22 protein-coding genes are annotated in these 25712 nt (G+C 66.3%); 10 read left to right on the top strand and 12 right to left on the bottom strand.

What is annotated here, in order from left to right; translation table 11 throughout:
• A partial coding sequence (locus tag QOJ24_RS24475; RefSeq protein ID WP_526265931.1) for a histidine kinase dimerization/phospho-acceptor domain-containing protein occupies positions 1–1144 on the bottom strand: 1144 nt, incomplete at its 3' end.
• Positions 1122–1826 carry a response regulator transcription factor gene (locus QOJ24_RS24470; RefSeq protein WP_526265936.1) on the bottom strand — a complete coding sequence of 235 codons (705 nt, stop codon included), beginning with the start codon at positions 1824–1826 and terminating at the stop codon, positions 1122–1124. The genes QOJ24_RS24475 and QOJ24_RS24470, both read right to left, overlap by 23 nt.
• A gap of 194 nt (positions 1827–2020) precedes the next feature.
• On the opposite strand from QOJ24_RS24470, the gene QOJ24_RS24465 reads away from it, so the two are divergent.
• Positions 2021–2506 (top strand): hypothetical protein, encoded by a 486-nt coding sequence (locus QOJ24_RS24465; RefSeq protein WP_526265935.1) that lies wholly within the window; start codon positions 2021–2023, stop codon positions 2504–2506.
• Between the two features lie 16 nt (positions 2507–2522).
• Here the strand turns inward: QOJ24_RS24465 and QOJ24_RS24460 are convergent, their stop codons facing one another.
• Positions 2523–2762: a hypothetical protein gene (locus QOJ24_RS24460; RefSeq protein WP_526265930.1), complete on the bottom strand. Its 240-nt coding sequence runs from the start codon at positions 2760–2762 to the stop codon at positions 2523–2525.
• A 151-nt stretch (positions 2763–2913) separates the two neighbouring features.
• The gene (locus QOJ24_RS24455; RefSeq protein ID WP_526265929.1) at positions 2914–3171 is read right to left on the bottom strand and encodes a hypothetical protein; all 258 of its coding nucleotides are present in this window, start codon (positions 3169–3171) and stop codon (positions 2914–2916) included.
• A gap of 207 nt (positions 3172–3378) precedes the next feature.
• On the opposite strand from QOJ24_RS24455, the gene oppB reads away from it, so the two are divergent.
• Genes oppB through oppA form a run of 4 tightly spaced genes read left to right on the top strand, consistent with a single transcriptional unit; the run spans position 3379 to position 8795 of the window.
• Positions 3379–4356 (top strand): oligopeptide ABC transporter permease OppB, encoded by a 978-nt coding sequence (gene oppB / locus QOJ24_RS24450; RefSeq protein WP_526265928.1) that lies wholly within the window; start codon positions 3379–3381, stop codon positions 4354–4356.
• Positions 4353–5282: an oligopeptide ABC transporter permease OppC gene (gene oppC / locus QOJ24_RS24445; RefSeq protein WP_526265927.1), complete on the top strand. Its 930-nt coding sequence runs from the start codon at positions 4353–4355 to the stop codon at positions 5280–5282. Before oppB ends, oppC begins: the two co-directional genes overlap by 4 nt.
• On the top strand, positions 5279–7117 hold the full coding sequence (gene oppD, locus QOJ24_RS24440) for an oligopeptide ABC transporter ATP-binding protein OppD (RefSeq protein WP_526265926.1): 1839 nt from the start codon (positions 5279–5281) through the stop codon (positions 7115–7117). Before oppC ends, oppD begins: the two co-directional genes overlap by 4 nt.
• A 10-nt stretch (positions 7118–7127) precedes the next feature.
• Positions 7128–8795 carry an oligopeptide ABC transporter substrate-binding protein OppA gene (gene oppA / locus QOJ24_RS24435; protein WP_526265925.1) on the top strand — a complete coding sequence of 556 codons (1668 nt, stop codon included), beginning with the start codon at positions 7128–7130 and terminating at the stop codon, positions 8793–8795.
• Between the two features lie 23 nt (positions 8796–8818).
• On the opposite strand, the gene QOJ24_RS24430 is transcribed toward oppA, so the two are convergent.
• The 3 genes from QOJ24_RS24430 to QOJ24_RS24420 are packed head-to-tail and all read right to left on the bottom strand — an operon-like array spanning position 8819 to position 12127.
• On the bottom strand, positions 8819–10192 hold the full coding sequence (locus QOJ24_RS24430) for a hypothetical protein (protein WP_526265924.1): 1374 nt from the start codon (positions 10190–10192) through the stop codon (positions 8819–8821).
• Positions 10189–10818, bottom strand: coding sequence for a hypothetical protein (locus QOJ24_RS24425; protein ID WP_526265923.1), 630 nt, complete (start codon positions 10816–10818; stop codon positions 10189–10191). Before QOJ24_RS24425 ends, QOJ24_RS24430 begins: the two co-directional genes overlap by 4 nt.
• Positions 10819–10873: 55 nt before the next feature.
• Positions 10874–12127, bottom strand: a complete 1254-nt coding sequence (locus QOJ24_RS24420; protein ID WP_526265922.1) for an alpha/beta fold hydrolase — start codon at positions 12125–12127, stop codon at positions 10874–10876.
• Positions 12128–12188: 61 nt separating this feature from the next.
• On the opposite strand from QOJ24_RS24420, the gene QOJ24_RS24415 reads away from it, so the two are divergent.
• The gene (locus QOJ24_RS24415) at positions 12189–12596 is read left to right on the top strand and encodes a DUF1622 domain-containing protein (protein ID WP_526265934.1); all 408 of its coding nucleotides are present in this window, start codon (positions 12189–12191) and stop codon (positions 12594–12596) included.
• On the opposite strand, the gene QOJ24_RS24410 is transcribed toward QOJ24_RS24415, so the two are convergent.
• From QOJ24_RS24410 to QOJ24_RS24400, 3 genes are read right to left on the bottom strand one after another with little or no spacing between them, the layout of a single operon-like run.
• Positions 12575–14131: a GMC family oxidoreductase gene (locus tag QOJ24_RS24410; RefSeq protein WP_526265921.1), complete on the bottom strand. Its 1557-nt coding sequence runs from the start codon at positions 14129–14131 to the stop codon at positions 12575–12577. The two genes, QOJ24_RS24415 and QOJ24_RS24410, sit on opposite strands and share 22 nt — an antisense overlap.
• Before the next feature lie 28 nt (positions 14132–14159).
• A complete protein-coding gene (locus tag QOJ24_RS24405; RefSeq protein ID WP_526265920.1) occupies positions 14160–16787 on the bottom strand; it encodes an AAA family ATPase in 2628 nt (875 codons plus the stop codon).
• A complete protein-coding gene (locus tag QOJ24_RS24400; protein ID WP_526265919.1) occupies positions 16784–17932 on the bottom strand; it encodes a metallophosphoesterase family protein in 1149 nt (382 codons plus the stop codon). The genes QOJ24_RS24405 and QOJ24_RS24400 overlap by 4 nt, the downstream gene beginning before the upstream one ends.
• Positions 17933–18034: 102 nt before the next feature.
• Between QOJ24_RS24400 and QOJ24_RS24395 the strand changes: the two genes are divergently transcribed.
• On the top strand, positions 18035–18541 hold the full coding sequence (locus QOJ24_RS24395; RefSeq protein WP_526265918.1) for a SixA phosphatase family protein: 507 nt from the start codon (positions 18035–18037) through the stop codon (positions 18539–18541).
• 12 nt (positions 18542–18553) lie between these two features.
• Here QOJ24_RS24395 and QOJ24_RS24390 read toward each other — a convergent pair whose 3' ends face one another.
• Positions 18554–19108 carry a DUF3558 family protein gene (locus QOJ24_RS24390; RefSeq protein ID WP_526265917.1) on the bottom strand — a complete coding sequence of 185 codons (555 nt, stop codon included), beginning with the start codon at positions 19106–19108 and terminating at the stop codon, positions 18554–18556.
• Positions 19105–19611 carry a DUF3558 family protein gene (locus QOJ24_RS24385; RefSeq protein WP_526265933.1) on the bottom strand — a complete coding sequence of 169 codons (507 nt, stop codon included), beginning with the start codon at positions 19609–19611 and terminating at the stop codon, positions 19105–19107. Before QOJ24_RS24385 ends, QOJ24_RS24390 begins: the two co-directional genes overlap by 4 nt.
• Before the next feature lie 169 nt (positions 19612–19780).
• Between QOJ24_RS24385 and QOJ24_RS24380 the strand changes: the two genes are divergently transcribed.
• The 3 genes from QOJ24_RS24380 to QOJ24_RS24370 all read left to right on the top strand — a co-directional run bounded on the left by QOJ24_RS24380 (position 19781) and on the right by QOJ24_RS24370 (position 25710).
• Complete coding sequence (locus QOJ24_RS24380; RefSeq protein ID WP_526265916.1) at positions 19781–21523, top strand: ABC transporter ATP-binding protein; 1743 nt, start codon at positions 19781–19783, stop codon at positions 21521–21523.
• A 29-nt stretch (positions 21524–21552) separates the two neighbouring features.
• Positions 21553–23415: an ABC transporter ATP-binding protein gene (locus QOJ24_RS24375; protein WP_526265932.1), complete on the top strand. Its 1863-nt coding sequence runs from the start codon at positions 21553–21555 to the stop codon at positions 23413–23415.
• Between the two features lie 126 nt (positions 23416–23541).
• Positions 23542–25710, top strand: coding sequence for a molybdopterin-containing oxidoreductase family protein (locus QOJ24_RS24370; RefSeq protein ID WP_526265915.1), 2169 nt, complete (start codon positions 23542–23544; stop codon positions 25708–25710).
• Positions 25711–25712 lie beyond the last annotated feature (2 nt).

Genomic DNA, 25712 nt, shown 5'->3' with positions numbered 1-25712 from the left:
CGACCTCCTCCCGTTCCAGCGGCCGGCCGGTGTCCAGCCGCGCCAACAGCAACATGTCCCCGACGAGCTGCGTCATCCGTTCGGTTTCGGATTCGACGCGGCTCATCGCGTGGGCGACGTCCTCGGGAAGATCCTCTCGTTTGCGTTGCGCCAGTTCGGTATAGCCTCGAATCGCGGCCAGCGGTGTGCGCAGTTCGTGGCTGGCGTCGGCGACGAACTGGCGCACCCGCATCTCGCTTGCGTGTCGCGCCGACAGCGCGCCCGCGATGCGGTCGACCATGCGGTTCAGCGCCGAGCCGAGCTGACCGATCTCGGTATGTGCACCCGCCGGATCGACCTTGACGATGGGACTGGGAAGACGAACCTCACCGCGGTCGAGCTCCAGATCGGCCACCTGGCGCGCGGCAGCGGAAACCGTTGCCAACGGCCTGAATTGGCGCCGGATCACCAGAATGCCCGCCGTCGCCGCGGCGACCAGTGCGATGACGCCGACGATGCAGAACATCGCCAACACCCACAGCAACGTGTCGTCGACATCGGAGGTCGGCAAACCGACCACGATCGTCTCCTCCGGGCCGCGGGAATGGTTGCCCACCACCCGATAGCTGCCGAGACCGTCGAGGTCGATCGTCGTCGGATAGCGATTCGGGGCGATCTGCGCCAGTTGGGTGGTTGCAGCGGCACTGAGCCCGGCTCGGGCGCCGTCCGCGGTGATCACGCCCGCGTCGACGGGGACACCCTGTGCGATGACCGCGCCGACCGTCCGGGCGGCCTGGCCGGGCGCGTTGAGGAACGAGGGGCCGGGACCGTCGTCCTCGCGGATGATGATCCGCCGCGGATGGTCAGGCCGTGGCGGCCCGAACGGCGGCCCCGGCATCCCTCGCGGAGGCCCGAAACCGGGCGGCGGCGGCGGGCCGAGCTCGAAGATCACCGCCGAGCGGCGACCGGCCTCGATCACCTGCTGATCGAGTTGATGCATGAGGAAGCGTTGCAGCGCGAACTCGGTGGCGACGCCGATGAGTGCACACACCACGGCGAGCAACGCCACCTGGGTGACCAGAAGCCGGGCGCGCAGGGACCACGACCGGGGTGAACGGATGCGCCTGCGCAGGCCCGGACGGTCAGCCTGCGGGCTTGAGGACATACCCCGCCCCACGCAGCGTATGAATCATCGGTTCCCGGCCGCTGTCGATCTTCTTGCGGAGGTAGGAGACGTACAGCTCGACGATGTTGGATCGGCCGCCGAAGTCATAACTCCACACCCGGTCCAGAATCTGCGCCTTCGACAGCACTCGCTTCGAGTTGCGCATCATGAACCGCAGCAGCTCGAATTCCGTGGCCGTCAAGAGGATCGACTCACCACCGCGCGTGACTTCGTGGCTGTCCTCATCGAGGGCCAGGTCGCCGACGACGATTGTGGCGCCGCCCGTCTCGCTGGTGACACCGGTACGTCGCAGCAGCGCCCGCAGCCGAAGGACGACCTCTTCGAGGCTGAACGGCTTGGTGACGTAGTCGTCGCCGCCCGCGGTCAGTCCCGCGATCCTGTCCTCGACCGAATCCTTCGCCGTCAGCAGCAGCAGCGGCAGATGCGGCGTCCGCTCACGCAGCCTGCGCAACACATCCAGGCCGCTCATATCCGGCAGCATCACGTCGAGCACGACGACGTCGGGCGGACTGTCCTTGGCCAGTGCGATCGCGGTCTCACCGTCGCCCGCGGTCTGGATCTCCCAGCCCTCATACCGCAGCGCCATCGATACCAACTCGGCGAGCACGGGCTCGTCGTCGACGACCAGCACGTTGATCGGCTTGCCGTCGGCACGGCGCATCACGATGCGCTCGGGATCATTGGCGTTCGCGGTCACAGAGATCCGATCCATTCACCCACGCCGCCCATTATTCGCCGAGGCCGTGAGCACACGCTGTGCCGTTTCTGTGCGCGCACTGTGAAAGCAACCTACCCATGGGATGCCGACGCAGTTCACAGCCGGCACACAAGTGGTCGCTGCACAGTGGTCAGGTGATGTCTCAGACTGAAGAAGAGCAGGGGGCACGGCGCTGGGGCAAGCGTCAGACCCTGAGTGCCGTGGCCGTGGCGGTGGTGATCGGCGGTCTCGGCGGCGCCGCCGTGTACGCAGCGACAGCGGGCTCATCGCACACCATGGCAGGCGCAATGCACGGACCGATGCACGGCCCGCCGCCGGGAGCCCTTGCGGCGCCCGTACCGGCCCAACCGGCGGGAGTGCTGCACAGCGAGTATGTCGTCTCGGACGGGCAGGGCGGGTTCAGCACCAAGATGACGCAGACAGGCACCGTCGACGAGATAACGCTGTCGTCGCTCGTGGTACGCAGCGACGACGGGTACACGCAGATCTATGCGTTTCCGTCGTCGGCAACCGTGCCCAAGCCGTCGCTGGCGGCCAACGACACGGTGACAGTGCAGGCCACCAGGACGGGTCCGACGGTAACCCTCAACAGCATCGGGGAGGGTTCACCGCACGGGAGTTGACCGGCGCCCGTTGCGTTTACGGCCCGAAGCCGTCAGGCACCTCGGCGGTCACCTCGGGAACCGCCACTGAGGTCGGGATTTCGGTGGCCGCCTTCTCGAGCGTGCTCGTCTCCCCCAGCGTCATCTCGGTCCCCGGGCCGGAGACGAAGGTCGCCGAGCTGCTGTCGTCGCTCAGCGCCGCTGTCAAAGTTCCCATCGCGACCACCGCGCTCGCACCGATGGTTGCCGACGCCAGTTTCATCTTCCTGGAAATCATCTCTGACCACTCCATTTCGGTCTGGTCAGCCGTCCCTTCCAGCTGGGACGGCCGGTCGAACAGTGCCGGAGAGGCAGCTTCGGACCTCTCCTGCGTACTGCATAACCGGAAGGGTCAAAGGTGAAACCTGGGTCGGTAAGTCAGTCTGGGGCTACTCGGCGGCCTTCTCCTCGGCGGGCAGCGGCGCCGGGCCCTTGATGACGGGTACCGCCATGGATGTCGCCTCGACAGTGTCGTCCTTGCCGGCTGCGGTCGTCGTCGCGGCCATGGTCATCTTGCCCGCTGCGACGCTTTGGGTGTCAGACGGTTGCTGATGGATGCTTACCGCGAGCGCTCCCATCGTCACCATCGCGCTACCGCCGACAATCGCGGCCAACAGTTTCGCCGTGTTCCAGTTGTTTGAATCCATTGTCACACTCCATTTCATGGCCGTTGCCGTTTCGCCCCTGCGGTGCGGCGAACCGTGAAAGTGCAGGTAAAACCCAGTTAACTCGCGGTTTCTGTAGCTAGGCTTACGACCGGGTAGGAATTGGCTAGCCACGTGACGCGTCGCGTTCGCCGCTTCACAGGCTGGCATCTCATACTCTGTGCGCATGACAGCCGGGGAACCTCGCCGATGACGCGGTTCCTGGCGCGACGCCTGCTCAACTACGTGCTGCTGCTGATCTTGGCGTCGTTTTTGACGTTTGCTCTCACATCGTTTTCGTTCAAACCGCTCGACAGCCTCGAATCGCGCAATCCACGCCCGCCCCAGGAGGTGATCGAGGCGAAGAAGGCCGAACTGAACCTCGACAAGCCGGTTCCGATGCGTTACGCGCAGTGGGCATCCGGCGCAGTGCGCGGGGACTTCGGCACGACCATCACGGGCCAACCCATCTCGGCGGAGCTCGGCCGCCGAGTCGGGGTCAGCCTGAGGCTCCTCGTCGTGGGCGCGGTGCTCGGGACCGTGATTGGTGTGGTCGTCGGCGCTTGGGGAGCGATTCGGCAATATCACCTCAGCGACCGGGTCATCACGATCGCGTCGCTGTTGTTGTTAAGCACACCGGTTTTCGTCATTGCGAGCTTGTTGACCCTCGGCGCGAACGGGGTCAACTCGGTTCTGGGCGTGCAGGTCTTCGAATACATCGGGGAGACATCCCCGGATGCGGTGGGCGGCGGATGGAACCAGTTCGTCGACCGGATACAGCATCTGGTGTTGCCGACGTTCACTCTCGCGCTGATGGGCATCGCCGGCTACAGCCGTTATCAGCGCAATGCGATGCTGGATGTGCTCGGTCAGGATTTCATCCGTACCGCGCGCGCCAAAGGCCTGACGCGGCGGCAGGCACTGCTGAAGCACGGGTTGCGCACCGCGTTGATCCCGATGGCGACGCTCTTCGCCTACGGCATAAGCGGATTGGTGACCGGAGCGGTGTTCACCGAAAAGATCTTCGGCTGGCACGGTATGGGTGAGTGGGTGGTGCAGGGCATCGCCACCCAGGACACCAACATCATCGCCGCCGTGACGGTCTTCACCGGCGCCGCCGTCCTTTTCGCCGGGCTGCTGTCTGACGTGATCTACGCGGCGCTCGACCCGAGGGTACGGGTGTCATGACGGAACCGGTCACCACTGAGACCGCGACGACGGCGAGGTCGGGTCTGGACACCCACGGGTTCGCCTCGCGCCGGACCCTGGTGTGGCGCAGGTTCTTGCGGAACAAACCGGCCGTCGTGTCCCTGGTCTTGCTTGTGTTGTTCTTCGTCGGGTGTTACGCGCTGCCGCCTCTTCTGCCCTACAGCTACACGGATCTGGACTATTACGCCCTGCAGCAGCCGCCCAGCGTCGACCACTGGTTCGGCACCAATGCACTGGGCCAGGATCTGTTGGCGTTGACGCTTCGAGGGATGCAGAAGTCGATGCTGATCGGTGTGTGTGTCGCCCTCATCGCAACGGTGCTCGCTGCGACGGTCGGTGCGATCGCCGGTTATTTCGGTGGCTGGCGGGACCGCCGGCTGATGTGGTTGGTGGACCTGTTGCTGGTGGTGCCGAGCTTCATCGTGATCGCGATCGTCACGCCGCGACTGGGATCGTCGGATCGTGTCTTCTGGCTGATCCTATTGTTCTCGGTGTTCGGCTGGATGATCAGCTCGCGCATCGTCCGGGGTATGACGATGAGCCTTCGGGAACGCGAGTTCGTGGTGGCTGCCCGCTATATGGGCGTGCCGAATTGGCGAATAATCGTTCGGCACATTCTGCCGAATGTCGCATCGCTGCTCATCATCGACACCACCCTGAATGTCGGCACCGCAATCATCGGTGAGACCGGTTTGAGCTTCCTGGGTTTCGGTATCCAGCCCCCCGACGTTTCACTGGGCACGCTGATCGCCGACGGCACGAACTCGGCCACGACGTTTCCCTGGGTCTTTCTCTTTCCGGCGGGAGTTCTGGTGCTGATCGTGCTGTGTACGAACCTCATTGGTGACGGGATTCGCGATGCGCTGGATCCGAGCGCACGGCCGTTGCGAAGGAAACGTCAGTGAGTCTCCTGGAAGTGGCCGCTCTCTCGGTCACCTTCCCCACCGAAACGGAGCGGGTCGCGGCCGTTCGCGGGCTGGACTACCACGTCGACGCGGGCGAAGTCGTCGCTCTGGTCGGCGAATCCGGCGCGGGCAAGTCTGCGGGCGCGATGGCCGTCGTCGGCCTGCTGCCGGAGTACGCCGAGGTTACCGGTTCGGTTCGGCTGCACGGCGACGAGTTGCTCGGCCTTTCCGACCAGAAGATGTCCCGGGTTCGGGGCAAAACCATCGGCACGGTGTTTCAGGATCCGATGTCGGCACTGACACCCGTCTACACCGTCGGCGACCAGATTGCCGAGGCCATCGAGGTGCACAACGGCGGCACGACACGCAGGGCCGCGCGCAGTCGGGCGATCGAATTGCTGGACCTCGTCGGCATCGGCCAGCCCGAACAGCGGGCGCGCGCATTCCCGCACGAACTGTCCGGCGGCGAGCGCCAGCGTGTCGTCATCGCCATCGCCATCGCCAACGATCCCGACCTGCTGATCTGCGACGAGCCCACCACCGCACTAGATGTCACCGTGCAGGCGCAGATCCTCGACGTGCTGAAGACCGCACGGGACGTCACCGGTGCCGGCGTGCTGATCATCACCCACGACCTCGGCGTGGTCGCCGAGTTCGCCGACCGCGCCATCGTGATGTATGCCGGTCGCGCGGTGGAGGTCGCCTCGGTCGAACAGCTGTATCGCGACCGCCGGATGCCCTATACCGTCGGGCTTCTCGGATCGGTGCCCCGACTCGACGCCCCGCAGGGCGCTCGGCTGGTACCCATTGCCGGCGCTCCCCCGTCGCTTGCGGCGTTGCCGCCCGGATGCACATTCGCACCGCGCTGCCCGTTGGCGATCGACGACTGCCGCATTGCCGAACCCGAATTGATCACGGTCGGCACCAACCACACCGCAGCCTGTATCCGGACTAAGCAGGTGACCGGTCGTAGCGCGGCCGAGATCTACGGCGTCTCCACCACGCCGAACGACGGCGATCGGCAGAAGACTGACCCGCCGGTGGTGCTGCGCGTCGAAAACCTCACCAAGACATTCAAACTCACTAAGGGCGTGGTGCTGCGCCGAACCGTCGGCGAGGTGCGTGCGGTCGACGGGGTGAGCTTCGAGCTTGCGCAGGGACGCACGCTGGCCATCGTCGGCGAGTCGGGATCGGGCAAGTCGACAACGCTGCACCAGATCTTGGACCTGACCGCCCCGCAGTCGGGTTCCATCGAAGTGCTCGGGGCTGACGTGGCGACACTCAGCAACCGTGCCCGCCGTGCCCTACGCGGCGATATGCAGGTCGTGTTCCAGGACCCGGTCGCATCGTTGGACCCGCGGCTCCCGGTATCCGAAGTGCTCGCAGAACCACTGTCGGCCAATGGCTTCGACAAGAGACGCGTCGACGACCGGGTCTCAGAGTTGCTGCAGATCGTCGGGATGCGAAGGGCTGATGCCAATCGGTATCCGGCGGAGTTCTCCGGCGGCCAGAAGCAGCGCATCGGTATCGCCCGCGCATTGGCATTGCAACCCAAGATCCTCGCACTCGACGAACCGGTGTCAGCGCTGGACGTGTCGATCCAGGCGGGCATCATTAACCTGCTTCTGGACCTGCAGGACCGGTTCGGGCTTGCCTACCTGTTCGTCTCCCACGACCTGTCCGTCGTCAAGCACCTAGCCCACCGGGTAGCGGTGATGTTCAAGGGCAAGATCGTCGAGCAGGGCGACGGCGACCAGGTGTTCACCGACCCGCGCGATGAATACACCCGCAAGTTGCTGGCCGCAGTGCCTCGACCGGAGCCGAACCGCGGCTAGAGTCGGTGCGATGATGCTCCGACGCTTAGCTGCGGCCCTGATGGTCGCCGGTCTCACCATCGCCGGTTGCTCGAGCGGGGACAAGGAGGCACCGCCCGCGGGTGGTAACGCCGAGGTCGGCAAGACCAACGACATCAACCCGCAGGATCCCGCGACGCTACGCCAGGGCGGCAACCTGCGGTTGGCGATGGGCGGATATCCATCGAACTTCAATTCGTTGCACATCGACGGCAACGAAGCCGACACCGGGGCGATGCTGCGGGCGACGATGCCCCGTGCGTTCCGCGTCGGCTCGGATGGATCGACAACGGTCAACACCGACTACTTCACCAATGTCGAGTTGACCGGCGAAAACCCTCAGGTCGTCTCCTACACCATCAATCCCAAGGCGGTCTGGAGCGACGGCAGCCCGATCACGTGGGAAGACATCGCATCTCAAATCAATGCGACCAGCGGTAAGAACAAGGACTTCCGCATCGCCAGCCCCAACGGCGCCGACCGCGTCGAAAAGGTGACGCGTGGCGTCGACGACCGTCAGGCCGTCGTCACCTTCGCCGCGCCGTTCTCGGAATGGCGCGGCATGTTCGCGGGTAACACGATGCTGCTGCCCAAGAGCATGACGTCAGACCCCGAGGTGTTCAACAAGGGGCAACTCGACCGTCCCGGGCCGTCCGCCGGTCCGTTCGCCGTCACCGACCTGGACCGCACAGCACAGCGAATCACGTTGAAACGCAACCCTAAATGGTGGGGCACCCCACCACTGCTGGACAGCATCACCTACCTGGTGCTCGACGACAAGGCGCGCATCCCCGCCCTGCAGAACAACACCATCGACGCTACCGGTGTCGTGTCGCTTCCCGAGCTGACCACTGCGCGCAACACCGCAGGCATTTCCATTCGGCGAGCGCCCGGCGCGAGCTGGTATCACTTCACGTTCAACGGTGCGCCGGGGTCGCTACTGGCAGACAAGGCGCTGCGGTTGGCGGTCGCCAGGGGTATCGACAGGCAGGCGATCGCCAACGTCAGCCAGCGCGGGCTGGTTGACACGCCGGTGCCGCTGAACAACCACATCTTCGTCGCGGGCCAGGACGGCTACCAGAACAACAGCGGCGCCGTGGCATACGACCCGGAGAAGGCCAAGCAGGAACTCGATGCGCTGGGATGGCGTCTCAACGGGCAGTTCCGCGAAAAAGACGGCCGCCAGTTGGTGATTCGCGATGTGCTCTTCGATGCGGACACGACAAAACAGGTCGCGCAGATCGCGCAGAACAGCCTCGCCCAGATCGGCGTGAAGCTCGAACTCGACACGAAGGGCGGCACGGGCTTCTTCAGCAACTACATCATCCCCGGCGACTTCGACATCGCTCAGTTCAGCTGGGTCGGCGACGCGTTCTCACTGTGCTGCCTCAACCAGATCTACACCACCAACGCGGACAGCAACTTCGGCAAGATCAGCAGCCCGGAGATGGACGCCAAGGCGGAGCAGACGTTTGACGAACTCGATCCCGCCAAGGCGCGCAAGCTGGCCAACGAACTCGACAAAATGATCTTCGACATCGGATTCAGCCTGCCGCTGTTCCAGTCGGCGGGCAACGTCGCTGTGCGCGACACCCTGGCGAATTTCGGTCCGGCAGGCATCGGCGACCTTGACTACACCAAGATCGGCTTCATGAAGTAGACGGCTGCGCCGACCTCGGACACCTATGAGTCCTCATTGCGGACTCGTTGCACCCACGGGTCGGCGAGCATCGCCGTGACAACGTCCACTACTTCGGCGTCTGGACCGAGGTTGCGGCCCGCCAGCTGCCGAATGACCTTCTCGATCCGCTGCAACAAGCCGCGGAACGCATCTTCGGCCGCTTCCGCGTAAACTGCGGCCGCGCCGCGGGGCGGCGAATTGATACCGCTTGTGGCGCTTCGCGATTGGTTGGACAGGTACATCGCATGGTCTCGTACCGCCGAGACCAGGGTCTGAATCAGAGCGATGTCGATCGGCATCTCGGGGCCGCGGCCACTGACCATCTCGACTTCAAGGACATAGTCGATCTGGTGCAGCGCGTTGAGCGCGTTCTCGATATGGCCTGTCTCCGAGCGCAACTCGACCGGAGGCACCGGAATCGACAACGGCTGCAAGGCCATGTTGCGCGCGAATTGAGTCTGCGCGTCCTGAATGGCGTCGCCCGCAGCTGCATACGCTCGCGCCACCTCGGCGTCCGCGGCCTCGCGCACCGCCGCCGCCTCCCCGGCAGCCCAACCTCGCGACGCGGCGATCTCCGCTTCCGCGTCTGCGCGCACCTTGGCCATCTCACCGCGGAGCTGCTGTGCCGCCTGCTCCGCGGCCTCGCTCGCGGCAACCCGCTCTGCAGTGCGTTGTTGAGCTCTCTTGTCTGCTGCGGCCGCCCGTTCGCGCGCCGCCGCGACCACAGCTTCGGCATCCGCGCGGACCTGCTCGAACTCCGCGCGCAACTGCTGCACCCCCTGCTCGGAGGCCTCGCTCGCGGCCGTGCGCTCGGTAGCCCGCTGTTGGGCGCGTGCCTCCGCTCCGGCTGCCCGCTCGCGCGCGGCCGCGATCTCTGCTTCGGCATCGGCACGCACCTGGTCAAGCTCGGCGCGCAAGCGTTGCACGGTCTGTTCGTGCGCCTGGTTTGCGGCCGCACGCTCGGCCGTTCGTTCAAGGTCGCGTTCGGTGACCTGCTGATGTGCTTTGCGGGCGGCAGCGCGCGCCTCATCGGCGATGCGCAATGACTCATCGGCCTCGACCCGGGCCGCCGCAGCCAACGCCTCGGCATCGAGTTTCGCCTGGTGCGCCTCGCGCGCACTGCCTTCTGCCATCCGCCGCCGGTGATCGGCCTCAACGAGCTGCATGACCGGCGAGAGCCGTTGTCTGGCTTGACCGTTTCGCGCCCGACGGTCGAGGAGTTGGCGCTCTGTCATCGCCGCGACCGCGACCAGCTCAGGCGGCGGGGTCTTGCCACGCTTCTTCGCGGCCGCAACGGCCTCGACCGCAGCGCGACGGGTCAGCGCCGCCCATTGGTCACCGTTGAGATCCTCGATGTGCTGCAACGTCGTCGTCATCGTTGGTGGCGCCGTCCATCAGCTGTCAGTTCGGCCGTCGGCTTCGGGCTTTCGTCGGTTGCCTGTTGCTCGGCAGCCTTGTCGTCCGGCGTGGTAACCGGCTCCTCCGTCGACGCCGGCTGCGACGCAGGCCCAGAGGCCTTCCCGCCCGCGGAAGGGCGCGCGCCCCCGGCGAGTTCGGATAGTGGACCACCCTGCTGGGCCATCACCAGAGCGAATTGATTCAGATGAACCGTCACAGCGTCGGCGAGGGTTTCGTCTCCGAGGCGCTCGGCGTCGCGAAGCAATCCGCGCAAGGTGGTCATCGCGAGTTCCGGGCCGAGACCGAGCGTGGCACCCTCGCTGGCCGCCGGTTCCACGCCCGCGGTTTTCACCAGCCACTTGAGCGTGTCCCAGCACTGCTGAGACGCCGTGGCATGCTGCTCGGCGTCGCGAATTTCTTGGTGGTGGCGCTCACGCTGCTCGAGCTCATCGTTGAGTCTTTTGCCCGCCCGTCGGACCGCATAGAGCACGGCGCACAGAACGATAAGCGCTGCGATCACTGCTGCCGCACCCGCGAAACCTGGCGAAACGACGAACTCGCGCAGCGGCACAGGAGACTCCATGGCCTGCGGAATGTTGGTCATCCGAATCATTCTCCCCGTAGCCGAAGTTCCAATCCAGCTGGCCTGCCGATGAGCGTCACGAAGTAACCCGCTGCACGACACGCGGAATCGCGGCCGGCAGCGCCGATTCGATGATCGCGGCGGCGCCGAGCGCCCCGACCAAGAGCCGGATTCCCAGGTTGGCAGGCACAGCGTCCAGCCGCTTCGCGCGGCCGGGCAGACCGCCGATGTTGCCGTCGTACAGCGCTTCGACGATGTCGAGTGCGGCGTGCTCGCGCACATCGATCGCGCTGTGACCCGCCGTCGCCAGCTCGACGAGAACCGATTCGGGAATCAGCGACACGATCTCCTGGGCGACCGCTCTTGGAGTGATCAGATCACGGCCACCGGAGATGACGACCGTCGGCCAGGTGAATTTCGGCATCTCGGCGGTCAGATCGTAGGGCTCGGCGTCGAATTCCAAAGGATGAGCTGCCATTTCACGGAACGCGGCCGCCGGGTCCAGCGGTTTACCGTCGGGCACCGCGCCGTAGTTCAATTCCAGAAAGCCGATCCGGCCCACAAGGTCGGGCTCGTGGCGATACGGCGCTTTGCGCTGGAGCAGGAATTTCGACGCCTGATCCAGCACCGTCCACAGTCCGCGCCGACCCTGCAAGAGAAGATCGAGTTGGCGCGTCAGAACCCCAGGTCCTGCCAGACCGTAAACCGCTGCGGTGAGCTGTCCTGCAGCGGGTGTCAAGAGCCCGTCACCGACGAGTTTTCGCACCTTGGGCGCCAGCTCCGCCGCCTCGGGGGCGTCTCCGTCCCACAAGACGCGGCGCGTTTCGACGCGCACAGCGTCGATGTCGTCGGCCGACAACAGCGGCGAGTCCAGAACCATCGCATGGACCCGATCCGGATGCCGCACACCGGTTCCCGCCGCAAGGTACGTGCCGTAGGAGGTTCCGTAGATCACCGCCCTGTCGACCTGCGCGTCGTCGAGGACCGCCGCGATGTCGTTCACGGCCTGGTCAATGGTGAGGGCGGCGGGCGGAAGATCGGCACCGCAGTCGTCGTGCCGCGACATTCCGACGCCTCGGTGGTCGATCATGATCACGTCGAAGCCCCTGGCTGCCGCGTGCCTGCGTAGCCCGCGATACAAGGCCACCGACGCGGCGCCGGGTCCACCCGGAATGATGACCAGCGGATTCGGCGATTTCCTACCGGTCCGGGCGTAGAACAGGTCGAACTGGTCGCGACCGTCCGGCGTGACCGGTCGCCGCACCGAACGCACGCCCGGCATCGCCGCCAGCTTGTCGTGCGCACGGCGACGCTTGGCGTTCATGGTCATCGCCAACCATTCTGCTCCCGGCGGTAATAGAGTCGCGGCACAGGTCGACGACGGGGACGCAGTGAACTTGGAGCAGTTCTTCGAACGGGCGACGCAGGCGTTCGAGGTGCTTGGCGTTTCGTCGATGGTGTTGGGCACCGGTTATGCCATCGGCCTGGCCCTCGTCACGTGGAAACGAGTCGGCGGGGAGCGGGCTTTCAAGACGCTGCGCAATGCGATCGGCGGCGCGATCCTGCTGGGACTAGAACTGCTCGTCGCCGCCGACATCGTCAAGACCGTCACGTCGAAACCATCGCTGACCGACGCCGCCATCCTCGGCGTGATCGTCCTCATCCGTACGGTGCTCAGCTTCACGATCGAGGTGGAGATCGACGGTGTCGCGCCGTGGCGAAAGGCACTGAAGACGGGTCCCGAGGTGCTGGCGCGGACCACTCGCGACGCGCGATCTCAGCCCGACACCCCTACCTGACGCCCGCGAATGAGGTCGGACGCTTTCTCACCGATCAGCACGCTCGGGGCGTGAGTATGCCCGCGGACGATCGCGGGCATCACCGATGCGTCGGCCACCCGCAGACCGTCGACGCCGCGCACCCGTAGCTGCGGGTCCACCACACTTGCGTCGTCGCTGCCCATCCGACAGGTGCCGACGGGATGATAGAGCGTCTGCGAACACGCGTTGATCGCCGTTTCGAAGGTTTCGTCGTCCAACGTCGTCGCGCCGACCGGGCGGGCGATCTTGCCGAGCACGCCGCTCATGGCGGGTGAACGGGCGATTGTTGCGCTGATTCGCAGTCCCGATATCAACGCGGCCCGATCCGCGCCGGCGTCGTCGCTGAGGTACTGCGGATCAATGACCGCCTTGTCCAACGGGTCAGCCGATCGCAGTTCGATGCTGCCGCGGCTGCGCGGTTTCACCAGGATCGGGCCCATCACAACCGCGTGCCGGTCGTACGGTTCTCCGATGCCCTCGTCGAAGAACGGCGCGGGCGCGAAGATGAGCTCCAGGTCCGGCACGTCGAGGTCCGGTCGGCTGCGCACGAAACCGTAGGCTTCCCCGACATTCGAAGTCAGCATCCCGCGCCGACGGACCAGGTAATTCAGCAGTTCCGCGGGCTTTTCCGCGGCCATCAACGTGTCGTTGGAAACGTCGAAGCCGATCGGCACCGCGAGGTGATCCATCAGGTTCTGGCCCACCTCGGGCACGTCGGCCACCACGTCGATGCCATGCTTGCCGAGCTGCTCGCGGTCACCGATGCCCGACAGCATCAGCAGCTGCGGGCTGTTCACGGCGCCGCCCGCCAGCACCACTTCGCGACGGGCCCGCACGACGCGGCGTGCGCCGAGCTGGCTGAATTCGACACCCACCGCACGCCGTCCGTCGAACAGCACGCGCGTCGCGGTGGCCTCGGTGTGCAGCGTCAGGTTCGGCCTGCGCAGCGCCGGTCTGAGGTATGCGTCGGCCGCGCTCCACCGCGCGCCCCTGCGCTGGGTGACGACGGTCTCGCAGAAGCCCTCTGGCGCATCACCATTGGGGCTTTCGACGCCATACCCGCATTCCCGCACGGCGTTCAGCCACGCTGCCGTGGAGCTGCGCGGGCTGCGCTGCGGCGAGATGACAAGCGGGCCGGCTTCGATCTTCGCGAAATACTTCGACACATGGGCGAAGTCCCAGTCCGCACCGGCAAGGGCACCCCATTCGTCGTAGTCGGCGGCGAATCCGCGGACCCACATCATCGCGTTCATCGACGACGAGCCGCCGAGCATTTTCCCTCGGGGCCAATAAATCTCCCGCCCGTCGAGCTGCTTCTGCGGCTCGGTTCGGTAATCCCAGTCGAGCTCGCTGCGAAAAAGCTTTGCGAACGCGGCAGGAATGCGGACGAACTTGTCCTTGTCCCTGGGGCCGGCCTCGAGCACCACGACCGATGCGGCCGAATCGGCGCTGAGCCGATTGGCCAGCACGGACCCGGCTGAGCCTGTTCCCACGACGATGTAGTCGGCTTCCACCCGCCGGAGTCTAGGAGGTGCCGCGTTCCTAGGCGGACAGTTCGATGTGGTGGGCGGCGCCGACGCTCTGATACCGCTGCGGGCTGCAGGTCAAAACGATGACCTGACCGTCGCCGCCCACCGCATCGAACACCGCACCCATTCTGATCAGCCGCTCCGGGTCGGTGAAACCCAACGCATCGTCGATGACGACCGGCACGCTGTCCTCCTTGGCGACAAGCGCAGCCCCGGCCAGCCTGGCGACGATGCCCAGCTGCTCCTTCGCGCCGCCCGACAACGACTCGTATGGCACGGTGCGACCGGACAGCGTGCGGCTGCAGATGCGCAGTTGGCTGTCGATCTCCACCTCGAACGTGGCCCCGAAGACGATCCGCCCCAACCGCTCCACCTGATTGCGGAACGGGTCGACGTACCGCAGCCGGGTCGCGTCACGGTGGCGGGCCATCACCGAGCGCAGCAACTGCGCAGCACGCGCCCGTCGGTGTACCCGCAGGTACTCGGCTTCTGCGTGCTCCCGTTCGGTCTCGGCGGCGTCGAGCTGGCACTTGCGGCCCTCGGTCCCATAAACCTTCAGCTGCGCGGCGACCAAGCGCAGGGCGTCAGCGATCTCGTCGTGGCGGTCACTCAGTGCGTCGACGCGGCGCAGCGCCTCGTCGAGGGCGGCGGCGACGGTATCGGGTGCGCAGCGGGCGAGCTCGCCTCCGAGGTCTGCGACGAGCCCCGTGGCGCGACGCGCCTTCTCCATATCGGATTCGGCTCTGACCAGAAGTTCGTCGTCGGACGCGGCGGCCCGCTGCTGCGCGAGGCGGTCCCGTCCGACGGTCAGCTCGGCGTAGCACGCCGTCCACTTCTCGCGGGCGACACTTGCCTGAGTGGCTCTCTCCCCCAACCGCTTTGCCGCCGCCTCGGCGACCTTGCGGTGCGTCTCGCAATCAGCGATGGCCTTCTGCGCAGCGGCGTTGGCTTCGTCGAGTTCCGCACGGGCGCTCGCAGTATCGCCTTGGGCGCTCGTTTCGCCCGTCGCTGAGGTTGCGACGCCGCGCAGCTCGGACAGCCGCGCGCGAAGCGCGTCGACGTCGTCGTCGCCGACGAGGCCGTGCGCTGTCGCGAGGCCCCTGTCCCGGGCACCGGCAAGCTCTCGTCGCCGCTCATCGGCGGCGCGAGCCCCTGCGACGTCGTTCACCTCGGCGACCGCCAGCACGTCGGCCAGCACCTGTCGAGCGGCATCGAGTGTGGCTTGGGTGTCGGCAGCGGGCGCACCGGGCACCACCCGTGCGGTCAGCACGCCGGGCACGTCGATATCCGTGGTCGTCGTCGCGTTCGCCGACCACCTGCCGCCGGCGCCCAGCGTGACGGCTTGGCCGTCCACCCGCAGCTCGATGTTCGCGACCGCGAGGACCTCGATGTGCGCCGACGCCAACTCGGCCTGCGCGGCTGCACGTTCCGCGGCCGCGGCGGCGGTCTCGATATCCCGCATCAGATCGTCGGTGAGCGCGATCGAAGCGAGGTCACGCTCGGCGTCCTCAACTTCGCGCAGTACCGCGTCGATCTTCGTTAGTCGGCTCGAGAGCCGTTGGGCTTCTCCGCGATCGGACAGCTGCTCGGCATCGCGACGGGCGGCCTGGAGGCGTGCCTGACTCGCCTGCAGTGCGGCCCGCGCGTCTTGGGCGGCGGTCTCGGCGGCTTCTTGAACCTCGTGTGCGGTGAGTTCGTCTTCATGCGCCTGCGCGGCGGCCTTTTCCAGCTCGGCGACCGCAGCGGTGCGCTCGGTGACATCGGCCTGCAACCGCCGCCGCTCGGTGAGCGCCGCGACGGACGCTCCGAGCGTGGCATCGGCGGCGGCGGCGACCACCTCGGCCTGCTTGAGCTGCTGGGACAGCGTGGCGACCTCGTGGGCCGCGGTTCGGGCGGCGGCCAGTCGCTTGATCGCCTCCGCCCGCTCCCCCGCGAGCCGTTGGCTTTCGGTGGTGAGGGTGGCGTGCGACCGGACGGCGTCATCGACCTCGGCGACCGCGGCCGCGCACCGTGCCACCTCATCGTCGGCGTCTCGCATGCGTTTGGTCGCGGTGGCCCACTCACCGGTCGCGCGTCCGGTGGGGGTGAAGTAGCGAAGGTATTCGGCGTCGATCCGGTCGATCAACAGCGGCTCAGCGCCGGACATCTGCACCGCTTCGCCGGCGGCCACATCGAGTGCCCGGGACAGCGCATCGCATCCCGACAGGTCCACCGGCGACGTCGACGTCGACTGAAGCACGCGCTGCGCCTGCCACAGCGCCACGTCGACGGTTTCGTCGAGGATCGCCCGCACCCGGTCGTGGGCCTCGTCTCCGGTCAGCTGTTCGCGACGGGGAGCGAGCACGGTGAGCGCCGTCTCTGCGCGCTTGTGAAACCGCTTGCGATAGACGAATCGGTAAGGGCCCGTGCTGATCTCGGCAACGATTTCTGCGCCCACGTCCGCGTGGGTCGGCTTGACCTGTTTGACTTCCTTTTTCGTCGACCGGTCCTTGGCCTCGAGCAACAGGTCCAGGGCCTCGATCATCGACGACTTGCCGATCTCGTTGGCGCCGCAGACCACCACCACTCCGTGGTCGGGGAACTCGAGCTCGCGGTGGGTGATGCCGCGGTAGTTGGTCAGGACCAGCCGATGCAATTTCATGCGATGCCCCTGTCCACGAGCCTCAACAGCAGCGACAGCGCCGCCCTTGCGTCGTCGGCGTCCTCGCCGTCGGAGCGCGCGACGGCCACCAGTTCGTCGACGGCGGCCGCTGCGAAACCGCCGATTCCGAGATCGTCGAACTCGCCGTCGGCGGGGAGCACCGCAATGTCAGACTGACGCTCCCACAGCCCGAGTGCCGCGAACAACCGGGCGGACTTGTCCAGGCAGGCATCAAGGGCGGCCTTGTCTGTCACCGTCAGCGATCCGGTGAGTGCCAGCCGAACGACGGTGCGCTCCTTGTCGGACATCAGGTCGAGATTGATGTCGAGGTCGGCGATGTCGCGGCTGCTGTCCACCGCATGGTGCAGGGTCACGAACCTCCACCGGCCGACGCGGCGCGGCTCGACAGTCGCGGGCCGGTCCTCGTCGGCCTCGTCGATGTCGACCACCAACACATGTCCGGGGTCGGGCTCGATGTCGTCGTAGTTGGTGACCTCGGGCGAGCCGGAGTACCAGATTCGGCCCGTCGTCCCGACCTGCATGCGAGAGTGCTTGTCGCCCAAGGCGACATAGTGCACCGCACCCCGAGAGATCGCCGCTTCCACGGCAGCAAGCTGGATCAGGGACGGCCTGTCCTTGTCCGGCACGAAGATGTCCACGGCTCCGTGCCCGACGACGACGCGGGTGGTTCCGTCGGCCGGTAAGCCGTCGATCACGTCGGCGACGAGGTCGGTTGTGGGCGCCTTCGACGTCCACGGTGCGGCAACGATCTCTAGACCGGGGCGCACCCTGTGCACTCCCGGCCGGTCCAGAACCGTGACGTTGTCCGGGCATTCGGCGGTGAACAGTGCGCTGGTGTACACCGATGACGCGTCGAGCGGATCGTGGTTGCCAGGCAGCAGGTAGACCGGGACGCCGATGCCCCGCATCGCCTCGAGTGACTGGCTGACGACCCGAGGCGCAAGCTGGTTGTGCTCGAACACGTCGCCGGCCACCACGACGAACTCGGCGGCGGACTCGTCGGCCAGTGCGCGCAGGCCCGTGACAACTTCGCGGCGAGCGGCCGAATACCGAGGCTGCGCCTCACCGTTGAGGAAGTAGCGGGTCATCCCGAGTTGCCAGTCGGCGGTGTGCACGAATCGCATCTCAACCCTCCTTCCCTGCCGCGTCTTTGCTAGGTGTGGCGAGTGTAGGTCGCCTCGCCGACAACTCCCGGGACCTGCGTCGGCATGGCCTACGGTGAACTCGTGACCGACCGCTACCGCACGCTGATGTTGCTTCGGCACGCGAAGTCGGACTATCCGGCGGCAGTGGCCGACCACGAGCGGCCGCTGGCCCCGCGCGGAGAACGCGAGGCCGCGCTCGCGGGAGATTGGTTGCGCGCACACTGCCCCGCCGTCGACGCGGTGCTGTGCTCGACCGCGGCCCGGACCCGCCAGACACTGGCGCGGACGCGAATCGAGGCGCCGGTGAGTTATGTCGACCGGCTGTACGACGCCACGCCGGGCGCGGTGATCCAGGAAATCAACGGCGTCGACCCCGACGTGGAAACCCTGCTGGTGATCGGCCACGAACCGGCGATGTCATCGGTTGCGCTCGGCCTGGCGACTCCCGACGGCAGCAACACCACTGCGGCCGAACACATCTCGACGAAGTTTCCGACCTCGGCGATTGCCGTGCTGCGCAGCGCGGAGCCCTGGGACCAACTGACGCTGAGCAGCGCCGCGCTGGTCACTTTCCACGTTCCGCGCTAGCGCGCGTCGGCGCTAGGAGCTGGTGGCGAGCGTCAGCTCCATCAACTTGAGCGCCATCCCGCACGCGTCGATGCCGGGCTGCTGCGGGTTCACCCACCAGCCCACCACGCCGCCGGCGTCGCTGGCGACACCACACGCGCCGTTCGGATCGTTGGGATGCATGACGATCGACGGAACGCCCGCGATCGCGCGGCTCTCGACCTTGTACTCGAGCTGATCGGCGGTCTTGCGCTCGTTGTCGAGGCTGCCCTGCTCGAACCAGAAGCGGGTGATGTCGATGAGGCCGGCCGGATTGGCCGCCTGCCAGCGGCACACCGCGCCGACGAATGTGCTCTGGATGTCCAGCGGATCGGCGCCGACCGTCTTGGCCAGGATATCCTCGGTGAGGACCTCGCACTCTTTGAGCAGGTTCGGATATTCCTTCACCGAGTCGTCGTTGCGGGGCACGTCGCCTGCGCCGGCCTTGGCGGCCGTGCCCTCGACCGTCCGCGAGCAGCCGAGGGTCATCGTCAGCACGGCGAGCACCGCGATCAAAGCCGCGGCGACGCGGCGAGTTCGGCCGGTCATTTCGCGTTCACAATCGTCTGGCGGGTCAACTCTTTGGCCACCTCGCAGGAATCCGGGAAGGGCTTCTCGGAGAAGCTGATCGACCACTCGATGAAGTCGTCGTTGTACTGGATTCCGATTTCACACAGGTTGGCCCCCAGCGTCGGGTCCTCGCCGAGCGCGATGAAGCCGTCGTGTCCTTCGATGTTGATGTCCTCGACGCTGCTGCGCGACAGCTCCTCGGTCTTGCGCTCGCGCCCGATCGGGCTGCCGCGGTACCAAGTGAACGAGAAATGCGGGCCGAGGATGCCTCCGCCGGCCAGCCACTGGCAGCCGACCGAGTTCTTGGCGGTGTTGACCAGTCCCGACACTCTCGTCTGCTCGGCCATCGTCTGGTCGGTGATGCCGCCGCACTGTGGAAAGAAAGGTCCGTGCTTGATGCCCTGGGCCTGCGACGGGCCCGACGAGCCGTCGGGTGAGGCCGAATCGGAGCCGGAGGAGCATGCAGCCAACACCGGAATCATGACGGCCGCCGCAGCGACCACCCGCTTCAGGTTGCTGGGGATCACAGCGCACACTGTAGCGGCCGCCACCCAAGGTGAACCTGAGAGACACGCTGACCAGCCGTTTCGACCCCGAAAACGCGCGTCGGGCCGCGCGAAGACGGACAGGTCGGTGTGCGAAAGTAACCAGATGCTCCTGGCACTGCTGCGGCGGTATGTGTGGCCGTACCGCTGGCCGCTCGCTGCCGTGGCACTGCTCCAGATGATCAGCACGCTGGCTTCGCTGTACCTGCCGACGGTCAACGCGGCGATCATCGATGACGGCGTGGCCAAAGGCGACACCGGCACCATTGTCGAACTCGGCGGCGTGATGCTCGCCGTCACCGGACTGCAGGTGGTGTGCGCCGTCGGGGCGGTGTACTTCGGGTCGCGCGCCGCCATGGGCTTCGGCCGCGATCTGCGATCGGCCATGTTTCACCATGTGACGGGGTTCTCGGCGGCCGAGACGGCCCGGTTCGGAGCGCCGTCGCTGCTGACGCGCACCACCAACGACGTCCAGCAGGTCCAGCTGTTGGTCCAGTTGACCTGCACGATGCTGATCACCGCGCCGATCATGTCGATCGGCGGCATCTTCATGGCGGTGCATCAGGACGCCGGGCTGTCATGGCTGTTGCTGGTCAGCGTTCCGGTGCTGGCGCTGGCCAACTACTGGGTGGTGTTGCACCTACTGCCCATCTTCCGGGGCATGCAGCGACTCATCGACGGGATCAACCGGGTCATGCGCGAGCAGCTGTCGGGAATTCGGGTGATCCGCGCCTTCGCGCGAGAGCCCTTCGAGCGCAGCCGATTCGCCGAGGCGAACCATGCGTTGTCGGAGACGGCGCTGACGGCGGGTCGTTGGCAGGCGTTGATGTTGCCCATCACCACGCTGGTGATCAACATTTCCAGCGTCGCGCTCATCTGGTTCGGCGGCAAGCGGATCGACTCCGGTCACATGCAGGTGGGCTCGCTGATCGCGTTCTTGTCCTACTTCATGCAGATCCTGATGGCGGTGCTGCTCGCGACGTTCATCCTGGTCCTGGTGCCACGGGCGGCGGCGTGTGCCGAACGGATCACCGAGGTGCTCTCGACCGAGCCGGTGATCACCAGCCCCGCCGAACCCGTCCGACCGGCTTCCGTCGATGGTGCGATCAACCTGAGCGACGCCACATTCTGTTACCCGGGCGCCGATAAACCTGTGCTGCAGTCTGTTTCGCTGACCGCCCGACCCGGTACCACGACCGCGATCGTCGGGTCCACGGGATCGGGGAAGTCGACGTTGGTGTCCCTGATCTGCCGGATGTACGACGTGACGTCCGGGGTCGTTCGCGTCGACGACATCGATGTGCGGGACTACGACACCGAGCAGCTGTGGTCGTCGATCGGCCTGGTGCCGCAACGGGGTTACCTGTTTTCCGGAACGGTGGCCGAGAACCTGCGCTACGGGAAATCCGACGCGACCGACGACGAGATGTGGGAAGCGTTGCAGGTGGCGTCGGCGGACGGGTTCGTCCGCGCTCACGTCGACGGCCTCGACATGCCCGTAGCCCAAGGCGGCATCAACTTCTCCGGCGGCCAGCGGCAGCGGCTGGCCATCGCACGCGCCGTCATCCGCAGGCCTGCCATCTACCTGTTCGACGACGCGTTCTCCGCGCTCGACGTGCACACCGATGCCCGGGTCCGGTCAGCGCTGGGGGACGTGTCCGCGGACGCAACGGTTGTCATTGTGGCGCAACGGATCTCGACTGTCGCGACGGCCGACCAGATCGTCGTCATCGACGACGGCAAGGTGGTGGGCACCGGAACACACGAGTCGCTGCTCGCCGACTGTGCCACGTACGCGGAGTTCGCGGATTCGCAGGCGGTCGGAGCAGGCATCGGAGGCAGTCCGTGACCCAGCCCCTCGGACGCCCGATCCGCGGCATGGTGCAGGCGCCGACGGAACGCTCCCGCGACTTCAAGGGCTCAGCGATCAGGCTGGTGAAGCGGCTCACCCCGCAACGCGGCCCGACCGCGGCGGTGCTCCTGCTGGGTGTCGGCGGCATCGCGATCGGTGTCATCGGTCCGCGCATCCTCGGGCATGCCACCGACCTGTTGTTCAACGGTGTGATCGGCCGCGAACTGCCCGCGGGCATCACCAAGGAAGAGGCCGTCGCGGCCGCCAGGGCTCGTGGCGACAACACGTTCGCCGACTTGTTGTCCGGCATGAACGTGGTGCCGGGCCACGGGGTCGACTTCGCCGCCATCGGGCGGACGCTTATGCTGGCCCTCGCGTTGTATTTGGTTGCTGCGCTGCTTCTTTGGATCCAGGCGCGACTGCTCAACGTGGTGGTGCAAAAGACCATGGTCGCGCTGCGGTCCGATGTCGAGGACAAACTGCATCGGCTCCCGCTGAAGTATTTCGACACCCGGCAGCGCGGGGAGGTGTTGAGCCGGGTCACCAACGACGTGGACAACATTTCGACGTCGTTGTCGATGACGATCAGCCAACTGCTCACCTCGCTGCTCACCGTCGTCGCTGTGCTGGTGATGATGTTGACGATTTCGCCGCTGCTGACGCTGCTGACCGTCGTGACCGTGCCGTTGTCGCTGTTCGTCACCCGCGAGATCGCGCGCCGGTCGCAGCAGTTGTTCGTCGCGCAGTGGGCCAACACCGGACGGCTCAACGCCCACATCGAAGAGACCTACAGCGGCTTCAACCTGGTCAAGACATTCGGCCACCGGGCACTGGCCGAGGAACAGTTCCGCGAGCGCAACGCGGATGTCTACCACTCCAGCCGCGGGGCGCAGTTCTTCTCCGGACTGGTCGGGCCCGCCACCACCTTCGTCGGCAACCTGAGCTATGTCGCCGTGGCGGTTGTTGGCGGCATTCAAGTGGCTACCGGTCAGATCACCCTGGGCAGCATCCAGGCGTTCATCCAGTACGTCCGGCAGTTCAATCAGCCGCTGACCCAGGTCGCGGGCATGTACAACACGCTTCAGTCCGGCATCGCCAGCGCGGAGCGCGTCTTCGACCTGCTCGACTCGGAGGAGGAGCCGCCGGAGAAGTCGGAACCGCTGCCGTCATCTCGCGGCCGCGTCGAGTTCGAGCACGTCAACTTCGCTTACCGGCCGGGCACGCCCGTCATCGAGGACCTGTCCCTGGTGGCCGAGCCCGGCAGCACAGTCGCGATCGTCGGCCCGACCGGGGCGGGCAAGACCACGTTGGTGAACCTGCTGATGCGCTTCTACGACGTGGACTCGGGGCGGATCCTCGTCGACGGCGTCGACATCTCGGCGGTCAGCCGGGAGTCGCTGCGGTCGCGGATCGGGATGGTGCTGCAGGACACCTGGCTGTTCGGCGGCACGATCTTCGAGAACATCGCCTACGGCAGGCCGGATGCCCACGAGGACGAAGTCATCGAGGCCGCAACCGCCGCCTACGTCGACCGCTTCGTGCACACGCTGCCCGACGGCTACGACACCAGGGTGAGCGACGACGGCGGCAACATCAGCGCAGGCGAGAAGCAGCTGATCACCATCGCGCGCGCGTTTCTGGCCCGCCCGCAGCTGCTCATCCTCGACGAAGCGACCAGTTCGGTCGACACCAGGACCGAACTGCTGATCCAGCACGCGATGGTGGAACTTCGCCGCGACCGGACCAGTTTCATCATCGCCCACCGGCTGTCGACGATCCGGGACGCCGACCAGATCCTGGTGATGGAGGAAGGGAGGATCGTCGAACGCGGCAGCCACGCCGAGCTGCTGGCGCGCAGGGGCGAATACTGGGCGATGGCGCAGGTCTGAGAAGCGCGAGCAGACGCAAAAGTGCCCAATTCGCCGTCGAAAAGGGCACTTTTGCGTCTGCTCGGCAGAAGAAGCGATCCGCTTAACGGCGACCATGTCGCGGCCGGTCGGGCACTATGTCCTCCTATGGGTACCGGCACCGTTCACACGTTCTGCCGGTACTGCCTGGCCTGCTGCGGCATCGAGGTCACGGTCGAGGACAACCGGGTCACGAAGATCTCGCCCGACAAGCAGAACCCGCACACCTGGCAGGACTTCTGCGCCAAGGGCCGCACCGCCAATCAACTCGTCGAGCACCCCCGCCGCATTCTCAACCCGATGCGCCGGGTGGGCGACACCTATGTCGAAGCCACCTGGGACGAGGCGATCGCCGACATCGCCGCTCGAATGAACGCGACGATCGACGCGGGCGGACCCGACGCCGTCGGTGCCTATTACGGCAATCCCGCTGGCTTCTCGTCGTCCAACGTCATCTTCTACAACGGCTGGCTGGACGCGATCGGCACACACAGCCGCTACTCCGTCGGCTCCGTTGACCAGAACGCCATGCACGTGGTGGCTTCGGCGATGTACGGCTCGATGCTGATGGCGCCGGTATCCGACATCGACAACTGCGATTACTTCCTGCTCATCGGCACGAATCCGGCTGTCAGCGCTTGGAATTGGCTGGAAACCGTTCCCGGCGGATGGAAGCGGGCGCTGGAGCGCAAACGTCAGGGCGCGAGGATCGTCGTCGTCGACCCGCTCCACACCCAAACCGTCGACAAGGCCGATGTGCACCTGGCCGTACGGCCGGGACAGGACTGGGCGCTGCTGTTGGCGATGGTCAAGGTCGTGCTCGAGGAGGGCTTGCAACACAAAGAGGACTGCAGCGAACTCGCCACCGGGATCGCGGAACTGCGAGCGCTCGTCGCCGATGCCGACCTCGACGACCTGGCATCGCGCTGCGACGTCCCGCGGGCCGACATCGAACAAGTGGCAAGGGATTTCGCCGTCGCGTCGCGGGCGATGGTCGTCACCCGGACCGGTGTGTCGATGCATCTGGCGGGCACCGTCGCCGAGTGGCTGGGGCATGTGCTCAACGTCATCACCGGCCGGATGGACCGGCCGGGCGGTCGACGCTTCGAGCCTGGCTACGTCGACGCCGTCGGGCTGGCCGGACGGATGAAGACCACGCCGCACTACAGCCGGCTGCGCAACCGCCAGATGGTTGCGGGGGCCCACGCACTCAGCGAATTGCCCGACGAGATCACCACTCCCGGGCCGGGTCAGATCCGCGCGATGGTGATCAACTGTGGCAACCCGGTGATCTCCGGGCCCGACGGACGAAAGCTGGACGAGGCCTTCGGGCAGCTGGACCTGTTGGTGGCGATCGACTTCGTGCAGCGCGAAAGCCACCGGCACGCGCACTGGCTGTTGCCTGCCGTGCACTGGCTGGAACGCGATGACCTGCTTGCCTTCACCAGCAATATGCATGACGAGCCGTACCTGCACTTCGGGTCGAAGGCCGTCGAACCCCCGCCGGGGGCGCGTCAGGAGTGGCGGATCTTCACCGACCTCGCCATCGCCATGCGCAAACCGCTGTTCAAGGCGAAAGGCGTCAACACCTTCATCGGCGCCACCCGACGAATCGCCCGAACGACGCGCAAGCCGCAACTGGAGTTCGGTCCGCACTGGATCGACCGACTGGTGGTGGCCACCGGACGAAAGTTCAACGGCCGCAGGATCAAATGGCGCGATGTGTTGGCCCACCCGCACGGGTGGGTGCTGGGACCGCGCGAATTCGGACACTTCAAAGCGGCGCTGCGGACCGACGACAAGAAGGTGCACGCCGCACCGCCCGAGTTCGTCGCACGTGCGCGTGAGCTGCTTGACGAACCGCATCCGGTCGCGCCAGAGCGCTACCCGTTCCAATTGGCGAACCGGCGCAGCCGCCACTCGATGAACTCGTGGCTCAACGAGTTGCCCGGCCTGCACCCGTCAGGCAAGAAGAACGAGGTCGTGATCAACCCGGAGGACGCAGCAGCGCTGGGTGTCGGGGACGGCGACCAGGTGCGGGTCTTCTCTCCTGTCGGCGAAATCGAACTACCCGCGACAGTCAGCAAGCAGCCGCGCCGCGGCGTCGTCATCGTCGACCACGGCTGGGGCTCGAAGGTTTTCGACCCACGCGGCGGAGCGGCGCCGCAGTCGTTCGGCGCGAACCGCAACCTGCTCGTCGACGGCGGGCCAGTCGACCCGCTGTCGCAGACCTCGGCGCTGAGTTCGTCCTACGTCGGCGTCGAACGCGTCGGCTGACA

It is taken from the genome of Mycobacterium sp. (genome assembly GCF_032159775.1).
Taxonomy (GTDB): domain Bacteria; phylum Actinomycetota; class Actinomycetes; order Mycobacteriales; family Mycobacteriaceae; genus Mycobacterium.
The sequence above is the reverse complement of the archived record's forward strand: the minus strand, read 5'-3'. Positions and strand labels throughout refer to the sequence as shown.